The sequence below is a fragment of the Isoptericola sp. NPDC019571 genome (assembly GCF_044389385.1).
In the GTDB taxonomy this organism is placed as follows: Bacteria; Actinomycetota; Actinomycetes; order Actinomycetales; family Cellulomonadaceae; genus Isoptericola; species Isoptericola nanjingensis.
In genome coordinates this window covers 663340-679521 of sequence record NZ_JBIRXZ010000001.1, presented here as the reverse complement: position 1 = coordinate 679521, position 16182 = coordinate 663340, and the positions used below count along the sequence as shown (strand labels likewise).

The following is a 16182-nucleotide window of genomic DNA, read 5'->3' as shown; positions in this document are numbered from 1 at the left end:
TCGCGGTCATCGTGGCCAGGCCCGGCGCTCGAAGGTCCAGTCCTTGCCGTCGACGGTCACCCAGACATCAGCTCCGTGGAGAATGCCGGCCACGCAGTACAGGTCGGCGTACCCACCCGCGCGGAGGTAAGCGGTCTGGGTCGAGAACTCCCGCGCACCACCGTTGTTGTGCCAGCAGTGGAAGCTGTAGGTGCCGGTGGGGAAGTCAGCGTTGGCATTGACCCGCAGCTTGGTGCAGTTGTTGGTGTCGCACCCGTCGACCTTGTAGACGACCCCCGAGTCCGTCACCCAGACCTTCGGCTGAGGGGGCGCGTCTGTGCTGCCACTGTCGGAGGCGTTGCCCGAGCACCCGGCCGCGTTGCAGGCCTTCGCGGAGGCGGAGTAGGACTTGCTGTACCCGCCGTCCACGTCGATCCGCCCGGTGCCGTTGCCGGACCCGGACTGGGAGCCGGACAGGCTCCAGGAGACGGTGCCGGTGTCGCCGTTCCAGCTGCCCGGGCCGCTGACGGTGAAGTACCCGTCCGTGGCCGAGGTCTTGGTCCACGTCACGCTGGGCGCGGACGGCACGCCGTAGGCCTTGACCCCGTTCGAGGCGGCGCTGGTGTCGCCCGCCCCGGCGGCGTTATGGGCCGTCACCGTGAAGGTGTACGAGTTCCCGGACGGGAGCCCCGTGAAGCGCCAGCTCGTGCCGGAGGTCGTCGCCGTGGCGCCGTTCGACGCCCGCACGGTGTAGCTGGTCACGGGCGAGCCGTTCGGGTCAGCGGCGCCCCAGGAGACGACGGGCACGCCCTTGTCGTCGGCGGCCTTGACCCCGGTGGGCACGCCAGGCTTGCCGAACGGCGTCACCGCGTTCGACGTCGCGCTGGTCTCTCCCTTGCCCGCCTTGTTCTCGGCGGTCACGGCGAACGTGTAGCTCGACTTGGTGTCCAGCTCGCCCACCGTCGTGGACGTGCCTGTCACCGACACCGTCTTCACCTTGGAGCCGCCCTGGAAGACGTCGAGATAGTACGTCTTGACCGCGTCGCCGTTGTCGGCCGGCGCGTTCCACGAGACGTCGATCTGGCCGCCCAGGGCGGTGTCGACGCGCGACGCGGACGGCGCCGACGGCGCGTCCGGCGGCCCGGCGGGGATCATCGTCGTCGACCAGGCGCCCCAGTCCGACGGGTCGGGGGCGGAGTTCACGGCCTGCACGCGCACCTTGTACGCCATGCCGTTGGTCAGGCCCTCCCAGACGATGCGTTCGCCGGTGACGCCGACCTTCTGGCTGGCGCCCGACGCCGGCGCAGGCGAGATCTCCAGGTTGACCGACGTGATCGGCGACCGGTCGGTGTACGAGGCGTTGGCCCACGTGACGACGAGGGACTCGTCGCCGAACTCGAGGACCGGTGCCGTCGGTGGTTCCGGCTTGTTGTCGGGCCGGGCCTCCGCGGACGCGGGCGAGGGCTTCGAGTCGCCGACCTCGTTGGTGGCCTGCACCGTGAACGTGTAGGTGACGTTGTTGGTCAGCCCGTCGAGGGTGCAGGTGGTCGTGGTGCACTCGAAGGTGTCGCCCTGGTTCGAGGTCACCGTGTACCCGGTGATCTCGGCGCCGTTGTTCTGCGGCGGCGTCCAGGACAGCACGACCGTCTCGGAGCGCACCTCCTCCACCTGAGGCGTCGACGGCGCCTCGGGCACGCCGAGCACGTTCAGCCGCACCCGACCCTCCACCTGGCGGTCCGGGTCCTTCGTCGCGTCCTGCACGCGGTAGACGGCCACGAGCGTGCCCACGAAGTCGGCGGAGGGCGTCACCACGACCTTGTCGCCGTCCACGACCGTGTCGCCGGAGCCTGTCTCGATGCTCGTCCCGAGCAGATCGAGCCCCTCGGGGGCGAACGGGTCGCTGTCGTTCGCGAGCACCGGGACGGAGACCGCCTCGCCCTGGTGCGCGTCGTCGACGACGTCGTCGATCGCGCGGGCGAGCGGACGCGTCGACGCCACCACCTGGACCGTGAGCGTGCCGTCGACCGGCGGGTGCTCGTCGTCCGTCACCGTGAACGGCACCGTGAGCCGGTTGCCCTTCGGCACCTCGGGCGACGCCTCGAGCGTGACCCGCGAGCCGGTCATCGTGGCGCTCAGCCCCTGCGGCAGCCCGCCGAGCTGGAAGCGCAGGTCGTCGTCGTCCGGGTCCTTGGCGAAGCGGCCCAGGTCGACGACGCTCTCCTCGCCGGCGGCGACCTCGCCGGACGGGTTGCCCGGCTCCGGCGGCAGGTTCTCCGGCGGCAGCACGGTGATCGGCAGCGTGAGCAGCGCGACGGCGCCCTCGGGGTCGTCGACGGACGTGCCGTCGGTGACCTCGAACGTCACCGAGGCCGGGCCGTCGTACTCCGCGCGCGGGGTGAAGGTCATGGTGGTCTCGCCGGTCACCTTGGCGGCGCCCTCCGTCGCGGTGACCTGGTCCTCCGTGGTCAGGCGCGGGGTGCGGCCCTCGACCACGAGCACGTGGTCGGCGATGTCGACGTCGAGCGTCTCGCCCGAGACGACCTCGAGCGGGGCCTGGCCCGGCTTGAGGATCGGCTTGGTCGACTCCATGCCCGGCACGACGACGAACGCCTTGGCGGTGAGCCCGTCCACGTCCGTCACCGTGTAGGTGATGACCTGACGGCTGCGGGTCAGCGGGACCTCGAGCGCGCCGTCGGCGGTGACGGTCACCCCGGCCGACGCCACGTCGGCGTCGACGGCGACCTCGAGGTCGTCCGCCGCGCCGTCCGGGTCCTCGTCGTTGTCGAGCACCGGCACCGTCACGGTCGACCTGCCGAGGATGCTCGCCACGGGCACGGAGTCGTCGCGGGCGATCGGCCGCAGCAGCGGCGCGTCGTTCGCCACGGTGACGCTCACGGACGCCGAGGCCCGCGCGGCGTACGTGTCCTCGATCGCGTAGAAGAAGGTCGAGGTGCCCTCGTCGGCCGGCGTGCGCACGACGATGCGGTCGTCCGCCACCTTGGCATCGAGGTCCTCGCCGCCCTCGACGGCGCCGGGCACGAGGCCGATGACGTCGCCGTCCGGGTCCGCGTCGTTCGCCAGGGCCGGCACCGCGACGCGCCGCTCCGGGCGCACCGTGATCTCGTCGTCCGCGGCGACCGGCGGCTGGTTGGTCTCCGGGGGCTGCGCGATGCCGACGCGGATGACGCCGGTGGCGACCTCGCCGCGCGCGTCCTGGACGGTGTAGCGGAACGAGTCGCTGCCCTTGGCGTTCTTGCCGGCCTCGTAGTCGACGTAGCCGTCGGTCACCTCGGCCCGGCCCTGCGTGGGCCCGGTGGCGAGACCCGTGAGCTGCACGGAGTCGCCGTCCGGGTCGATCCCGTCCAGGGGCACCGGGATCCGCGTCGTGCCGCCGGACAGCACGCGGGCCTCCACGTCCTGCGGCACCGGGGCGGCGTTCTCCTTGCCGCCGCGGATGTGGATCGTGACCTGGGCGGAGTCCTCCTGGCCGTTCGGGTCGCGCACCTTGTAGATCGCGTACGCGGTGCCCTGCTCGGCCCCGGCGCGGAACCGCAGGCGGCCCTCGGAGACGAACAGCTCGCCCTGCGCCGGGTCCACCGTCTGCTCGAGCTCGTCGTCGAGCGTGAGCTCGAGCCCGTCGGGGTGCGTGTCGTTGTCCAGCACGTCGATGTTCACGTAGTCGCCCACGCGCACCGTGACCTCGTCGGCGGCGGCGTTCGGCGGCTGCAGCCGGTCCGGCGGCGGCACGGGCAGCACCCGCACCTCGCCGGTGGCCGTCTCCGTGCCGTTCGACACCGTGTACTCGAGCACGACCGCCTCGGCCAGGCGCCGCGTCTCGGTGATCCGGAGCATCTGGTGCGACAGCACGGCCACGCTCAGCCCCGAGTCGTCGGGCACGCGCACCGACTGCACCACGAGCACGCCGCCCGCGGGGTCCGTGTCGTTCGCCAGGACGTCCACCAGCGTCGAGCCGCCCGCGGGCAGCAGCGCGGTGTCCGCCACGACGACGGGCGCGCCGACCGCGGCGTCCGGGTCCTGGACGTCCACCCGGACCACGCCGGTGGTGGACGACGGCCCGTCGGTCACCTGGTACAGCACGTCGTAGGACTTCGGCTCCTGCGCGAGGAACGTGAACGTGCCCGCGTCGTAGTTGCGCGTGATCTCCGCCGGCGCAGCGTCGCTGACGTTCGTGAGACGCAGGTCGTCGCCGTTGGGGTCGGAGTCGTTCCTCAGCGGCTCGATCGTGACGGGCTGACCCGCCGTGACCACCACGTGGTCCCCGACCGCGACGGGGGGTTCCTGGCTGGCGAGCACCTCCACCCACAGCGTGCCCTCGACGACGCCGCCCAGCCCGTCACCCACGGTCAGGGCGACCTTCTTGCGGCCGGTGCCCGACCCGCCGTCCCGGAACTCGACCGTGCCGTCCGGGTACGCGCGCACCTCGTCGCCCTGCACGGTGGGCGCGGCGGTGGCCAGGTAGACGTCGTCCCCGTCGGGGTCGCGGAAGTACGGGAGCACCTTGATCTGCGCCGTCCCGCCCTGCTGCACGCGCAGGACCGGCTCCCCGGACTGCTCGGGCTTCTCGTTCTCGGAGAGCGGGACCACCCGCAGGGAGACCTTCGCCTCGTCCGTGCCGCCGCGACCGTCGGAGACCTCGTAGGTGAACGACGCCGACCCGGAGCCGTCGCCCGGCACCACGACCTGCAGCGCCTTGCCGCCCAGCACCCGCTGCACGGTGAGCCCGTCGGGCTGGTCGCCCACGAGGCGCGCCGTGATGACGTCGCCGTCGGGGTCGAGGTCGTTGGCCAGCACGTCCAGCACCGTGGTGCGGCCGGGGCGGACCCCGAAGGAGTCGTCGTTCGCCTCCGGCGGGTCCTGCTTCTCGCGGTCCACGACCGTGTTGTCGACCAGCTCGGGCTTCGCGTCCTCGGCGTCCTCGTCCTGGCCCTCGGCCCGCTCCGGCAGCTTGATGTCCCAGTCGTCGACCTTCTCGTACTCGTCCAGCGCCATCCACAGGGTGCCGGCCGTGAGGTCGTTGAGCACCACGGCGTTCCGGTTCACCCGGTACTCCAGCTCCGTGGACTGGTCGATGCCCTCGAGCACCTCGGCGACGTCGCGGTCCGTGCCCTCGCAGTCGCGCACGATCTGCCCGGTGCCCGACCAGGCGCCGTACAGGCAGCCGCCCAGCTGCACCGGGGCGGCGGGCGAGCCGGACGCCTTGCGCTGCGTCGCGGCCCCGCCGTCCAGCGGCTGCAGCACCAGCGCGCCGGACGTCGCGTACGCCACCGACTCCGAGCCCATCCCCGGCAGCTGCAGCCGCGCGCCCTGCGCGTCGGCCACCTCGACGACGTCCCCGCCGGGCAGGCGCAGGCGGCCCGACGTGCGGTCCAGCACCACGACGTCGTCACCGACGGTCGTGAGCACGACGTCGTCGTCCTTGCTCAGGAGGTCCAGCTTCTCGGACCGCGGCTCCTCGCCCGGCTCGACCGTCCAGAGGGCGTCCTCGGCGGGCACGACGACGAAGGCCGTCCCCGACTCGGACACGGCGACCTCGGCGTCGCCGTCGAGCTCCGCCGTCGGGTCGTCCTCCTCCGTGTCCAGCCCGGGGAACCGGTCGAGGCGGGTGACCCACAGCGCGTCCGCCTCGTCGTCCACCACGGCGACGCGGTCGCCGCCCATGGCGACCCGGGCCCCGGCCGGGAGCTTCGTCGTGGACGCGAACTTGAGCCGCGCGGGATCCACCACGTTGGCGCTCGAGGACCCGTCGTCAGCGACGAGCACGTCGCCCGCCTGCTGGTCGACGTCGAAGGCCGAGCTGCCCGCCAGGAGCGTGCCGTCGAGCGCCTTGGCGTCGGTGTTGAAGCGGCCCACGAGACCGGACGCCTGGTTGGTGACCCAGACGCCGGAGTCGTTGAGGTCCACGTCGGCCGTGGCCTCGCCGTCGTACAGGACGGCCGCGGTGACGACGCCCGCGGACAGCGCGAGGACGACCGTCGTCGCGATGCCCGAACGACGGTCTCCACGCAGGCGCGTGAGCAGGCTCAAGTTGTCCCCCGATGAGTTGGCGCTGCCGGCCTTCGGCCCCCGTCGGCCACACGCAGCGCCCGCACAGGATAGCCAGGCTTCTCCCGCTCGCGACAGGGGCGACCACTCTCCGGGCATGGGGAGAGGTCCCCATGCCCGAGATGTCCGGGGCGGCCAGGGGTCACCAGGTGGAGGCGGCGTACCGCTTGCCGTCGATCACCACGGCGACGCTCGTGCCGGGGTACCCGTAGTAGCAGTCGAGCTCGAACGACTGGCTGCCGGAGAAGCTCTTGGTGAAGCCCGGGCCGCCCGGCGTCGTCCAGACCTTGCTGCCCTCCATGATGATGTTGTGCCAGCCGTACTCGGTCGAGGCCGGGTTGTTGGCCGACCAGCACTCCACGCGGTGCGAGCCGCCGGGGAAGTCCTTCACGGTGACCTTGAAGTAGTTGCAGTTCCCGGACTGGCAGCCCGACTGCACGCCGCTCGAGCCGCCGCGGCTCACGGTCGCCGTCGGGGTCGGGGTCGTCCCCGAGTCGCTGCCCCACGAGCCGCACCCGGCCTCGTTGCACGCCCTCGCCCGCAGGGCGAAGGTCGTGCCGGTCTTCTTCTGCGTGGTCACGGTGAACGGGAAGCTCGTCCTGCTCCCGCTCCCGCTCTGGCCCTGGGTGAACGAGTACTCGATGCGCGAGATCGCGTTGCCGCCGTTGGAGCCCGCCGTCACCTTGAACGTGCCCTGCTCGGCGGAGACCCGTGACCAGACGACGCCCGGCGCACCGGGCACGGTGTACGGCTTCACGGCGCCCGAGTAGCTCGTCCACGCCGAGCAGCCCGCGGCGTTGCACGCCTTGACGCGGAACCGGTACGACGTGCCGTTCGCCAGCCCGGAGTAGGTGTACGAGGTGCCCGTGGTCGTCTTGCTGCCGCCCTGGTCGGTCGCCACCGTGTAGGTGACGGGGTTGCCGTTGGCGTCGGCCGCGCCCCACGAGACGACGGCGCGACCGCTCGTGTCGGACCCCAGCGTCGCCGTCGGGTTCCCGGGCTTCCCCGGCTGGCCGAACGGCGTGACCTCGTTGGACCGCGGGCTCTTGCCGCCCTTGCCGGCCTTGTTCTCGGCGGTCACGGCGAACGTGTACGTCGCCTTGGTGTCCAGGCCCTCCAGGTCGATCGAGGTCCCCGTCGTCGTCTCGGTGGCCACCTTCGTGCCGTCCTCGACGACGTCCACGGAGTACTTCTTCACGGCGTCGCCGTTGGTGGCCGGCGCCTTCCACGCGACGTGCACCTGGCCGCCCAGGGGCGTGTCGACCCGGGCGGCGCTCGGGGCCGCGGGCGCGTCCGGCGGGCCCGCCGGCACCATGGTCGTCGACCAGGCGCCCCAGTCCGACGGGTCGGGGGCGGAGTTCACGGCCCGCACGCGCACCTTGTACGCCGTGCCGTTGGTCAGTCCCTCCCAGACGATCCTCTCGCCCGTGACGCCCACCTTCTGGGTCTCCCCCGACGCCGGCGCGGGCGAGATCTCCAGGTCGACGGAGCTGATCTGCGACCGGTCGGTGTACGACGCGTTGTCCCAGGTCACGACGAGGGAGCCGTCGCCGAACTCGAGCTGGGGCGCCGCGGGCGGGTCCGGCTTCTCGTCCGGCCTCGCCTCCGCCGACGCGGGCGACTTCTGCGACGGGCCCACCGCGTTGTTCGCCACCACCGTGAACGTGTAGGTGACGTCGTTCGTCAGCTCGTCGAGCGTGCACGTCGTCGTCGCGCACTCGAACGTGTCGCCCCGGTTCGACGTCACCGTGTACCCGGAGATCTCCGCGCCGTTGTTCTGCGGCGGCGTCCACGACAGGACGACGGTCTCGGAGCGCACCTCCTCCACCTGCGGCGTCGACGGCGCCTCGGGGGCGCCGAGCACGTTGACCGTGATGCGCCCCTCGACCTGGCGGTCGGGGTCCTTCGTGGCGTCCTGCACGGTGTAGCGCACCACCATGGTGCCGACGTAGTCGTCCGCCGGCGTGACGACCACCTGGTCGCCGTCCTTCGTCACGTCCGCGACGCCGGTCTCGACGGTGGCGTCGCCCACGAGCTCCAGCGGGCCGCGGTCCTCGAACGGGTTCGAGTCGTTCGACAGCACGGGCACCGAGACCGCCTCGCCCTGGTGGGCGTCGTCCACGGTGTCGTCGACCGCTCGCGCGAGAGGTCGCGTCGACGCGACCACGGTCACGAGCATCTCGCCGTCGACGGGCGGGTGCTCGTCGTCGGTGACCGTGTACGGCACGGTGAGCTCGGTGCCCTTCGGCACGTCCGGGGACGCCTCGAGCGTGACGCGGGAGCCGGACGTCGTCGCCCTCACCCCGTCGGGCAGGGCGCCCAGCACGAACCGCAGGTCGTCGTCGTCCGGGTCCTTCGCGAACCGGCCCAGGTCGACGACGCTCTCCTCGCCGGCGGCGACCTCGCCCGACGGCGAGCCCGGCTCGGGCGGCAGGTTGTCCGGCGGCAGCACCGTGACGGGCAGGGTCAGCACGGCCGTGTGGCCCTCCGGGTCGTCGGGGCTCGTGCCGTCGGTGACCTCGAAGGTCACGCCGGCCGGGCCCGTGAACCCCTCGCGCGGCGTGAACGTCATCGTCGTCGCACCGGTGACCTCGGCGCTCCCCTCCAGGCCCTCGACCTGGTCGGCCGTCGTCAGGCGCGGGGTGCGGCCCTCGACCACGAGCACGTGGTCGGCGATGTCGACGTCGAGCGTCTCGCCCGACATCACCTCGAGCGGCGCCTGGCCCGGCGTGAGGATCGGCTGCACGGACGTCAGGCCGGGGACGACGACGAACGCCTTCGCGCTCTGCCCGTCGACGTCCGTGACGGTGTAGGTGATGACCTGGCGCTGCTCGGTGAGCGTCACGTCGAGCTCGCCGTCCGGCGTGGCCTCCGCCGTGGAGGACGAGGCCTCGACGGTGAGGTCGTCGGCCGCCCCGTCGCGGTCCTCGTCGTTGTCGAGCACCGGCACGGTCACCGACGTCTTGCCGAGCAGGTCCGCCACGGGCACCGCGTCGTCGCGCGCCACCGGTGGGAGCAGCGGCGCGTCCTTCGCCACCGTGACGCTCACCGAGGCGGACCCGCGCGCCGCGTAGGTGTCCTCGATGGCGTAGAAGAACGTGGACGTGCCATCGTCGCCCGGGGTGCGCACGACGAGCCGGTCCTTCTCGACCTTCGGCGACAGCTCCTCCCCGCCCTCGAGCGACCCCGGGACCAGGCCGATCTGGTCCCCGTCCGGGTCCGAGTCGTTCTCCAGCGCCGGCACCGCCACGCGGCGGTCGGGCCGCACCGTGATCTCGTCGTCCTCCGCCACCGGCGGCTGGTTGGTGGCCGGCGGCTGCGCGACGCCGACGCGGACGACGCCGGTGGCGACCGCGCCGCGCGCGTCCTGCACCGTGTAGCGGAACGAGTCCACGCCGTTCGCGTCCTCACCCGCCGCGTAGTCGACGTACCCGTCGACGACCTCCGCGCGACCGAGCGCGGGCCCGGACGCCAGGCCGGTGAGCTGCACGGAGTCGCCGTCCGGGTCGATGCCGTCCAGCGGCACCGGGATGCGCACCGTGCCGCCGGCGAGCGCGCGCGCCTCGACGTCCTGCGGCACCGGGGCGGAGCTCTCCTCGCCGCCGCGGACGTGGATCGTCACCTGGGCGGAGTCCTGCTGCCCGTTCGGGTCCGTCACGGTGTAGATGGCGTAGGCGGTGCCCGGCTCCGGGCCGGCGCGGAAGCGCAGCCGGTCCTCCGAGACGAACAGCTCGCCGCGCTCGGGGTCCACGCCCTGCTCGAGCTCGTCGTCCAGGGAGAGCTCGAGCCCGTCGGGGTGGGTGTCGTTGTCCAGCACGTCGATGTTCACGTAGTCGCCGGCGCGCACCGTGACCTCGTCCGGCGCCGCGTTGGGCGGCTGCAGCCGGTCGGGCGGCGGCACGGGCAGCACCCGCACCTGTCCCGTCGCGGTGTCGTTGCCGTTCGACACCGTGTACTCCAGCAGCACCGGCTCCGACACCCGGCGGGTCTCGGTGATCCGCAGCATCTGGTGCGACAGCACGGCCACGCTCACGCCGGAGTCCTCCGGCACCTGCACGGACTGCACCACGAGGACGCCGCCCGCCGGGTCGGCGTCGTTGGCCAGCACGTCGACCAGGGCGGAACCGCCGGCCGGCAGCATCGCCGTGTCGGCCACGACGACGGGCGGGCCCGTCGCCTCGTCCGGGTCCTGCACGTCGACGCGGACCACGCCCGTGGTGGACCCGGGCCCGTCGCTGACCTGGTAGAGCACGTCGTAGGACCTCGGCTCCTGCGCCAGGAAGGTGAACGTCCCCGCGTCGTAGTTGCGCGTGATCTCCGCCGGCGACGCGTCGTTCACCTTCGACAGGCGCAGCTCGTCGCCGTTCGGGTCCGTGTCGTTCGTGAGGGGCTCGATCGTGATCGGCTGCCCCGCCGTGGCCACCACGTGGTCGCCGACCGCGACCGGCGGCTCGTTGCCGTCGCCGAGGACGTCCACCCGCAGCTCGCCCTCGACGACCTCGCCGCGGCCGTCCCCCACGACCAGCGTGACCTTCTTGCGGCCCGTCGACGAGCCGTTGTCGCGGAACTCGACCGTGCCGTCCGGGTACGCGCGCACCTCGTCGCCCTCGACGGTGACGTCCGCCGACGCGAGGTACACGTCGTCCCCGTCCGGGTCGCGGAAGTACGGCAGCACCTTGATCCGCGCCGACCGGCCCTGCTCGACCCGCAGCACCGGGTCGCCCGACTGCACGGGAGCCACGTTCTCGGTCTCGGGCGCCAGCCGCAGGTCGACCTTCGCCTGGTCCGTGCCGCCCCGCCCGTCCGACGCCTCGTACGTGAACGACACCGTCCCGGACGCGTCGTCGGGGACCACCGCCTGCAGCGCCTTGCCGCCCAGCACCCGCTCGACGCGCACGCCGTCCGGCTGGTCGCCGACGAGGTCGGCGGTCATCACGTCGCCGTCCGGGTCGAGGTCGTTGGACAGCACGTCCAGCACCGTCGCACGGCCGGGCCGTGCCCCGTACTCGTCGTCCTTCGCCTCCGGCGGGTCCTGCTTGTCGCGGTCCACGACCGTGTTGTCGACCAGCTCGGGCTTCGCGTCCTCGGCGTCCTCGTCCGACCCCTCGGCCTGCTCGGGGAGCTTGATGTCCCAGTCGTCGACCTTCTCGTACTCGTCCAGCGCCATCCACAGCGTGCCGGCCGTGAGGTCGTTGAGGACGACGTTGCCGCGGTTGACCCGGTACTCCAGCTCCGTGGACCGGTCGATGCCCTCGAGCACCTCGTCGACGTCCCGGTCCGTGCCCTCGCAGTCGCGCACGATCTGCCCCGAGCCCGACCAGGCGCCGTACAGGCAACCCCCGACCTGCGCCGGCGCCGCCGGCGAGCCGGACGCCTTGCGCTGCGTCGGAGCCCCGCCGCCCAGCGGCTGCAGGGCCAGCGCCGAGGGCGTCGCGTACGCGACGGACGACGACGCCGCACCCGGCAGCTGGAGCCGCGCCTCCTGGGCGTCCGGCACCTCGACGACGTCCCCGCCGGGCAGCCGCAGCTCGCCCGCGCTGCGGTTCAGCAGCACCGGGTCGTCGCCCACCGCGGTGAGGACGACGTCGTCGCCGTCCTCGAGCATCCCCAGCTCGGTCGAGGTGGGGTCCTCCCCCGGCGCAACCGTCCACAGCACGTCCCGGCCCGGGACCACCGCGTAGGCGGTGCCCGACTCCGACACCACGACCTGCGCGGCCCCGTCCAGCTCCGCCGTCGGCTCGGTCGTCTTCGGGTCGAGGGACGGCAGGTCGGCCAACGACGTGACCCACAGCGATCCCGACTCGTCGTCGACGACCGCGACCCGGCCGCCGCCCATCGAGACCTCGGACCCGGCCGGCAGCGGCGTCGTCGACCCGAACTTCAGGCGCGCGACGTCCACGACGTTCGCCGCGCTGCTGCCGTCGTCCCCGACGAGCACCTGGCCCGCCTGCTGGTCCACGTCGAACGACGAGCTGCCGGCGAGGAGGACGCCGTCCAGCGCCTGGGCCGCCGTGTTGAACCGACCGACCTTCCCGGCGGCCTGGTTCGTCACCCACACGCCCGAGTCGTCCAGGTCCACGTCGGCCGTCGCCTCGCCGTCGTACAGCACCGCCGCGACGGCGACGCCCGCGGTCAGCGAGAGCACGACCGCCGTGGAGACGGTCGTGCGGCGGTCGGTGCGCAGTCGGGCGAACACGCCCACGGCTCCCCCCGGAGCGTCGGTCGACGACGACCCCACGGCGCACGCGCACACGACCGGAACCGGTCGGCGGGGTCTGGATGCCCGACAGAGTGCCAGACTTCACCCGCCCCGGGCAATGAGTCCGGGGAGGGTCGGGCGACGCGTCCTACGCCTCGGGACGCGCGGGCTCGGGCGCGCGGACTCAGGCGCGCGGCGCCCGCAGCCCGCGCGTCAGCGGGCCAGCCGCTCCACGACCTGCCCGTACAGGCGCGGCAGGCGGGCCGCGGCGGGGACCACGCCACGGCGCAGGGGCGACCTCGCGGCCGTCACCAGGCCCGTGGTCAGGGCGCGGTAGTCGCGGGTGACGCGAGCCCACGCGCGCTCGTAGGCCGCGCCGTCCTCCAGGTGCTCGACGACGACGCGCGCCTGCGCCAACCCCACCCGCAGCCCCTCGCCCGTGAGGGCGTCCACGTACCCGGACGCGTCCCCGACCAGCCGGACGCGACCGGCCGCCCGCGCGGCGGAACGCACCCGCAGCGGGCCGGCGCCGAGCACCGGGCCGTCCGCCGCCGCCCCCGCGAGCCGATCGGCGAGCTCGGGCAGCGACGCGAGCCCCTCCTCGACGCCGACGCCCGGAGGGCCGAGCAGCGCGACCCCGACGAGATCGCCCGCGACCGGCGTCACGTACGCCTCTGCCCGCGGCCCCCAGTGGACCTCGACGAGGTCGGTCCACGGGGCCGTGCGGTAGTGCCGCCGCAGCCCGAACCGGCGCCGGCGTGCCCGAGACCCCTCACCGGGCCCGGCGGGCACCTCGAGCCCCACCGCCCTCCGCACCCGCGAGTGCAGCCCGTCGCACCCCAGGAGCCACCGTGCCCGTACCCCGCCCGCCACGACCCCGTCCGGCGCCTGCTCGACGGTCGTGACGCGGCGCGCGAGCACGACCGCTCCCGCCTCCTGTGCCGCGTCGTGCAGGCCCGCGTGCAGCGTCGTGCGCCGCACCCCTCGGCCGGGCCCGCCGGCGAAGCGGTGGTCGGCGACCACCTCGCTCTGCCGGTAGGAGATGCCGTGCAAGGGCCACCCCGCCGGGTCGACCCCGAGCCGCCGCACGGCCGCGAGCGCGCCCGGCATCAGCCCCTCCCCGCACGCCTTGTCGATCGGCGCGGGGCGCGGCTCGAGGACGACGACGCCCAGCCCGGCCCGCCGCGCCTCGATCGCCGCGGCGAGGCCGACGGGGCCGCCGCCGACCACGAGCACGTCCGTCTCGACGTCGACGCCCCGGTCGGGCGGGCGGCCGGGCATCAGCCGACCTCGGCAGCCCGCAGCGCGCGCTCCTCGGCGGGGATGCGGAACCCGAGCAGCAACCAGGCGTTCAGGACGGTGAACGCGAGGGCCGTCACCCACGCCGTGTGCACCAGCGGCAGCGCGACGCCCTCGACCACCACGGCCACGTAGTTGGGGTGCGCCAGCCAGCGGTAGGGGCCGCGGCGCACCAGCGGCAGCCCGGGCACCACGATCACGCGGGTGTTCCACCGCTCCCCCAGCGTCGCGATGCACCACCAGCGCAGGCCCTGGCTCGCGAGGACGAGCGCGAGCATGGGCCACCCCAGCCACGGCAGGAAGGGCCGGTCGGCGACGAGGACCTCCACGACGCACGCCACGAGCAGGCCCGTGTGCAGCGCGACCATCGCCGGGAAGTGACCGCGGCCGGACTCGACTCCCCCGCGCGCGAACGACCAGCGGGCGTGGCGCGCCGAGACCACGAGCTCGGCCAGCCGCTCCAGGCCGGTCGCGAGCACGAGGGCGGCGTAGAGCGCCGCGCTCATGCCGTCCCCGCCGCGGGCGCCCGCAGCAGCACCAGCTCGACCGCGACGCCGGGCCCGAACGCCATGAGCACCGCCCACCCGCCCGGCGGCGGTGCGCCGTCGTCGAGGGTCGCCGCGAGCACGTGCAGCACGGACGACGACGACAGGTTGCCCTCGGCCGCCAGGGTCGCGCGGGTGCGGGCCACCGCCTCCTCGGGCAGGTCGAGGGCGTCGCGCACGGCGTCGACGATCTTCGGGCCGCCCGCGTGCACCACCCAGGTGCCGACGTCGCGCGGTTCCAGGCCGTGCGCGGCCAGCAGGTCCTTGACGTCGCCCGCGAGGTGCGCCCGCAGCAGCTCTGGGAGCTCGGCCGACAGCACGATGCCGAACCCGGTGTCCCGGACCTCCCACCCCAGGTGCCGCTCGGTGCCGGGGTAGAGCCGGCCTCGGGCGTCCACGACCCGCGGCCCGGGGCGCGGGCCGCGCGGCGCGACGTCGTCGCCCGCGACGACCACGGCGCTCGCCCCGTCCCCGAAGAGGCCGGACGAGAGCAGGTTCGCGGTCGAGCCGTCGTCCCGCTGCAGCGTGAGCGAGCACAGCTCGACGGAGACCAGCAGGGCCACCTGGTCCGGGTGGCCCGCGAGGTACTCGTGCAGGTGCGCCAGCCCGGCCGCGCCGCCCGCGCACCCGAGCCCGAACGAGGGCACCCGGCGCACGTCGGCCCGCAGGCCCAGGCGGCCCACCAGCCCGGCGTCGGCCGACGGTGCCCCCACGCCCGTCACCGACGTGAAGAAGAGCAGGTCGACGTCGCCCGGGTCGACGCCCGCGGCCGCGAGCGCCTCCCGGCACGCCCGCTCGGCCAGCGCCGACCCCTCGCGGGCGAACACGGCGTTGGCGTCCGCGAACCCGAACGGCCGCTCGTAGTCGGCGAGTGGGAGCGCGAGGTGCCGGGTGCGCACTCCCGCGGCGGCGTGCAGGCGGCGGGCCAGCTCGCGCCGCGGCCCTGCGTCTGCCAGCAGCGGGGCGACCATCTCGGCGATCCGTTCCTGAGGGTGCGCCGGACCGGGCAGGACGGGGGCGACGGCGAGGACGCGCGACATGCTTCGCATCGTGGCACCGCAGCCGTTCCCCCGCGCGGGGGCGGTCGCTCCCGCCGCGCCGGGGCCCGGCGAAGGGGGCTGGGGGAAGGCCTGGCGAAGGGGCCTGCGAAGATCCCGGCGGGAGCGGGCCCGGCGGCGTAGGTTGCCCCCGTGGGCGGCGACACGACGGGGACGGCGCGGGTCACGCCCGCGGCGCGGGCGCGCGGCCTCCTGCTCGCCACGCACCCGGCGCCCGCGGCGGTGGTCACGGGGCTGGCGCTGGTGTTCGCCGTCGGCGTCGGCCTCCCCGCGGGCCGCGCCGTGCTCGTCACGGCGGCCGTGGCCGCCGGCCAGCTGTCCGTGGGGTGGAGCAACGACTGGCTCGACGCCGCGCGCGACCGTCGCGTCGGGCGCGCGGACAAGCCGACCGTGACGGGCGCCGTCGCGCCCCGCGACCTCCGGACGGCCGCGTTCGCCGCCCTGGCCGGGTGCGTCGTCCTCTCCTTCGCGACGGGGCTCGTGCCGGGGCTGCTGCACGTCGCCGCGGTCGGCAGCGCCTGGTCGTACAACGCGCGGCTCAAGTCGACGCCCCTGTCGTGGCTGCCCTACGCCGTGAGCTTCGGCCTGCTGCCCGCGTTCGTCGTGGCCGCCGCGGGCGACGGCCGGGTCGTCGCCGGCTGGACGGTCGGCGCGGCCGCGCTGCTCGGCGTCGGCGCCCACCTCGCCAACGTGCTGCCGGACCTCGAGGACGACGCCGCCACCGGGGTGCGGGGCCTGCCCCACCGCCTGGGGCGGCGGGGCACGAGCGTGCTGGCGCCCGTGGTCCTCGCGGCGGGCAGCGTGGTGATCCTCCTCGGCCCGCCGGGCCCGCCCTCCGCGGCGTCGGTGACGCTCGCCGGCGGCGCGGTCCTGCTCGCCGCCCTCGCCGGGACCGTGGGGATCGTGCGACCGCACAGCCGCGCACCGTTCCTGCTGAGCCTGGCCGTGGCGGTGGTGTGCGTCGCGCAGCTCGTCCTCGCGGCCGACGCCGTGGCGCTCCCGGGCTGACCCGCCCCCACGGGCTGTGGACGGCGCCCCT

Annotated in this window: 6 protein-coding genes; 1 reads left to right on the top strand and 5 read right to left on the bottom strand. The window is 74.3% G+C overall.

The genetic code is table 11. The annotated features are described in order from the left end of the window. Nucleotides 1–6: 6 nt before the first annotated feature. From ACH443_RS03045 to ACH443_RS03025, 5 genes are all read right to left on the bottom strand, one after another. The gene (locus ACH443_RS03045) at nt 7–6024 is read right to left on the bottom strand and encodes an Ig-like domain-containing protein (protein ID WP_430589435.1); all 6018 of its coding nucleotides are present in this window, start codon (nt 6022–6024) and stop codon (nt 7–9) included. A gap of 160 nt (nt 6025–6184) precedes the next feature. Continuing rightward, nucleotides 6185–12238: an Ig-like domain-containing protein gene (locus ACH443_RS03040; RefSeq protein ID WP_430589434.1), complete on the bottom strand. Its 6054-nt coding sequence runs from the start codon at nt 12236–12238 to the stop codon at nt 6185–6187. A 216-nt stretch (nt 12239–12454) separates the two neighbouring features. Next, complete coding sequence (locus ACH443_RS03035; protein WP_430589433.1) at nt 12455–13522, bottom strand: NAD(P)/FAD-dependent oxidoreductase; 1068 nt, start codon at nt 13520–13522, stop codon at nt 12455–12457. Beyond that, nucleotides 13522–14046 carry an isoprenylcysteine carboxyl methyltransferase family protein gene (locus ACH443_RS03030; RefSeq protein WP_429764893.1) on the bottom strand — a complete coding sequence of 175 codons (525 nt, stop codon included), beginning with the start codon at nt 14044–14046 and terminating at the stop codon, nt 13522–13524. Before ACH443_RS03030 ends, ACH443_RS03035 begins: the two co-directional genes overlap by 1 nt. Beyond that, entirely contained in the window at nt 14043–15125 is a 1083-nt protein-coding gene (locus tag ACH443_RS03025; RefSeq protein ID WP_430589432.1) for a type III polyketide synthase, read from the bottom strand. The genes ACH443_RS03030 and ACH443_RS03025 overlap by 4 nt, the downstream gene beginning before the upstream one ends. 150 nt (nt 15126–15275) lie before the next feature. Between ACH443_RS03025 and ACH443_RS03020 the strand changes: the two genes are divergently transcribed. Continuing rightward, complete coding sequence (locus ACH443_RS03020; RefSeq protein WP_430557616.1) at nt 15276–16151, top strand: UbiA family prenyltransferase; 876 nt, start codon at nt 15276–15278, stop codon at nt 16149–16151. The last annotated feature ends 31 nt before the right edge of the window (nt 16152–16182 follow it).

Bases quoted from the DNA above. Each gene is read 5' to 3' on its own strand.
- ACH443_RS03035 (WP_430589433.1), bottom strand. From the start codon at position 13,522: ATGCCCGGCCGCCCGCCCGACCGGGGCGTCGACGTCGAGACGGACGTG.
- ACH443_RS03030 (WP_429764893.1), bottom strand. From the start codon at position 14,046: ATGAGCGCGGCGCTCTACGCCGCCCTCGTGCTCGCGACCGGCCTGGAG.
- ACH443_RS03025 (WP_430589432.1), bottom strand. From the start codon at position 15,125: ATGTCGCGCGTCCTCGCCGTCGCCCCCGTCCTGCCCGGTCCGGCGCAC.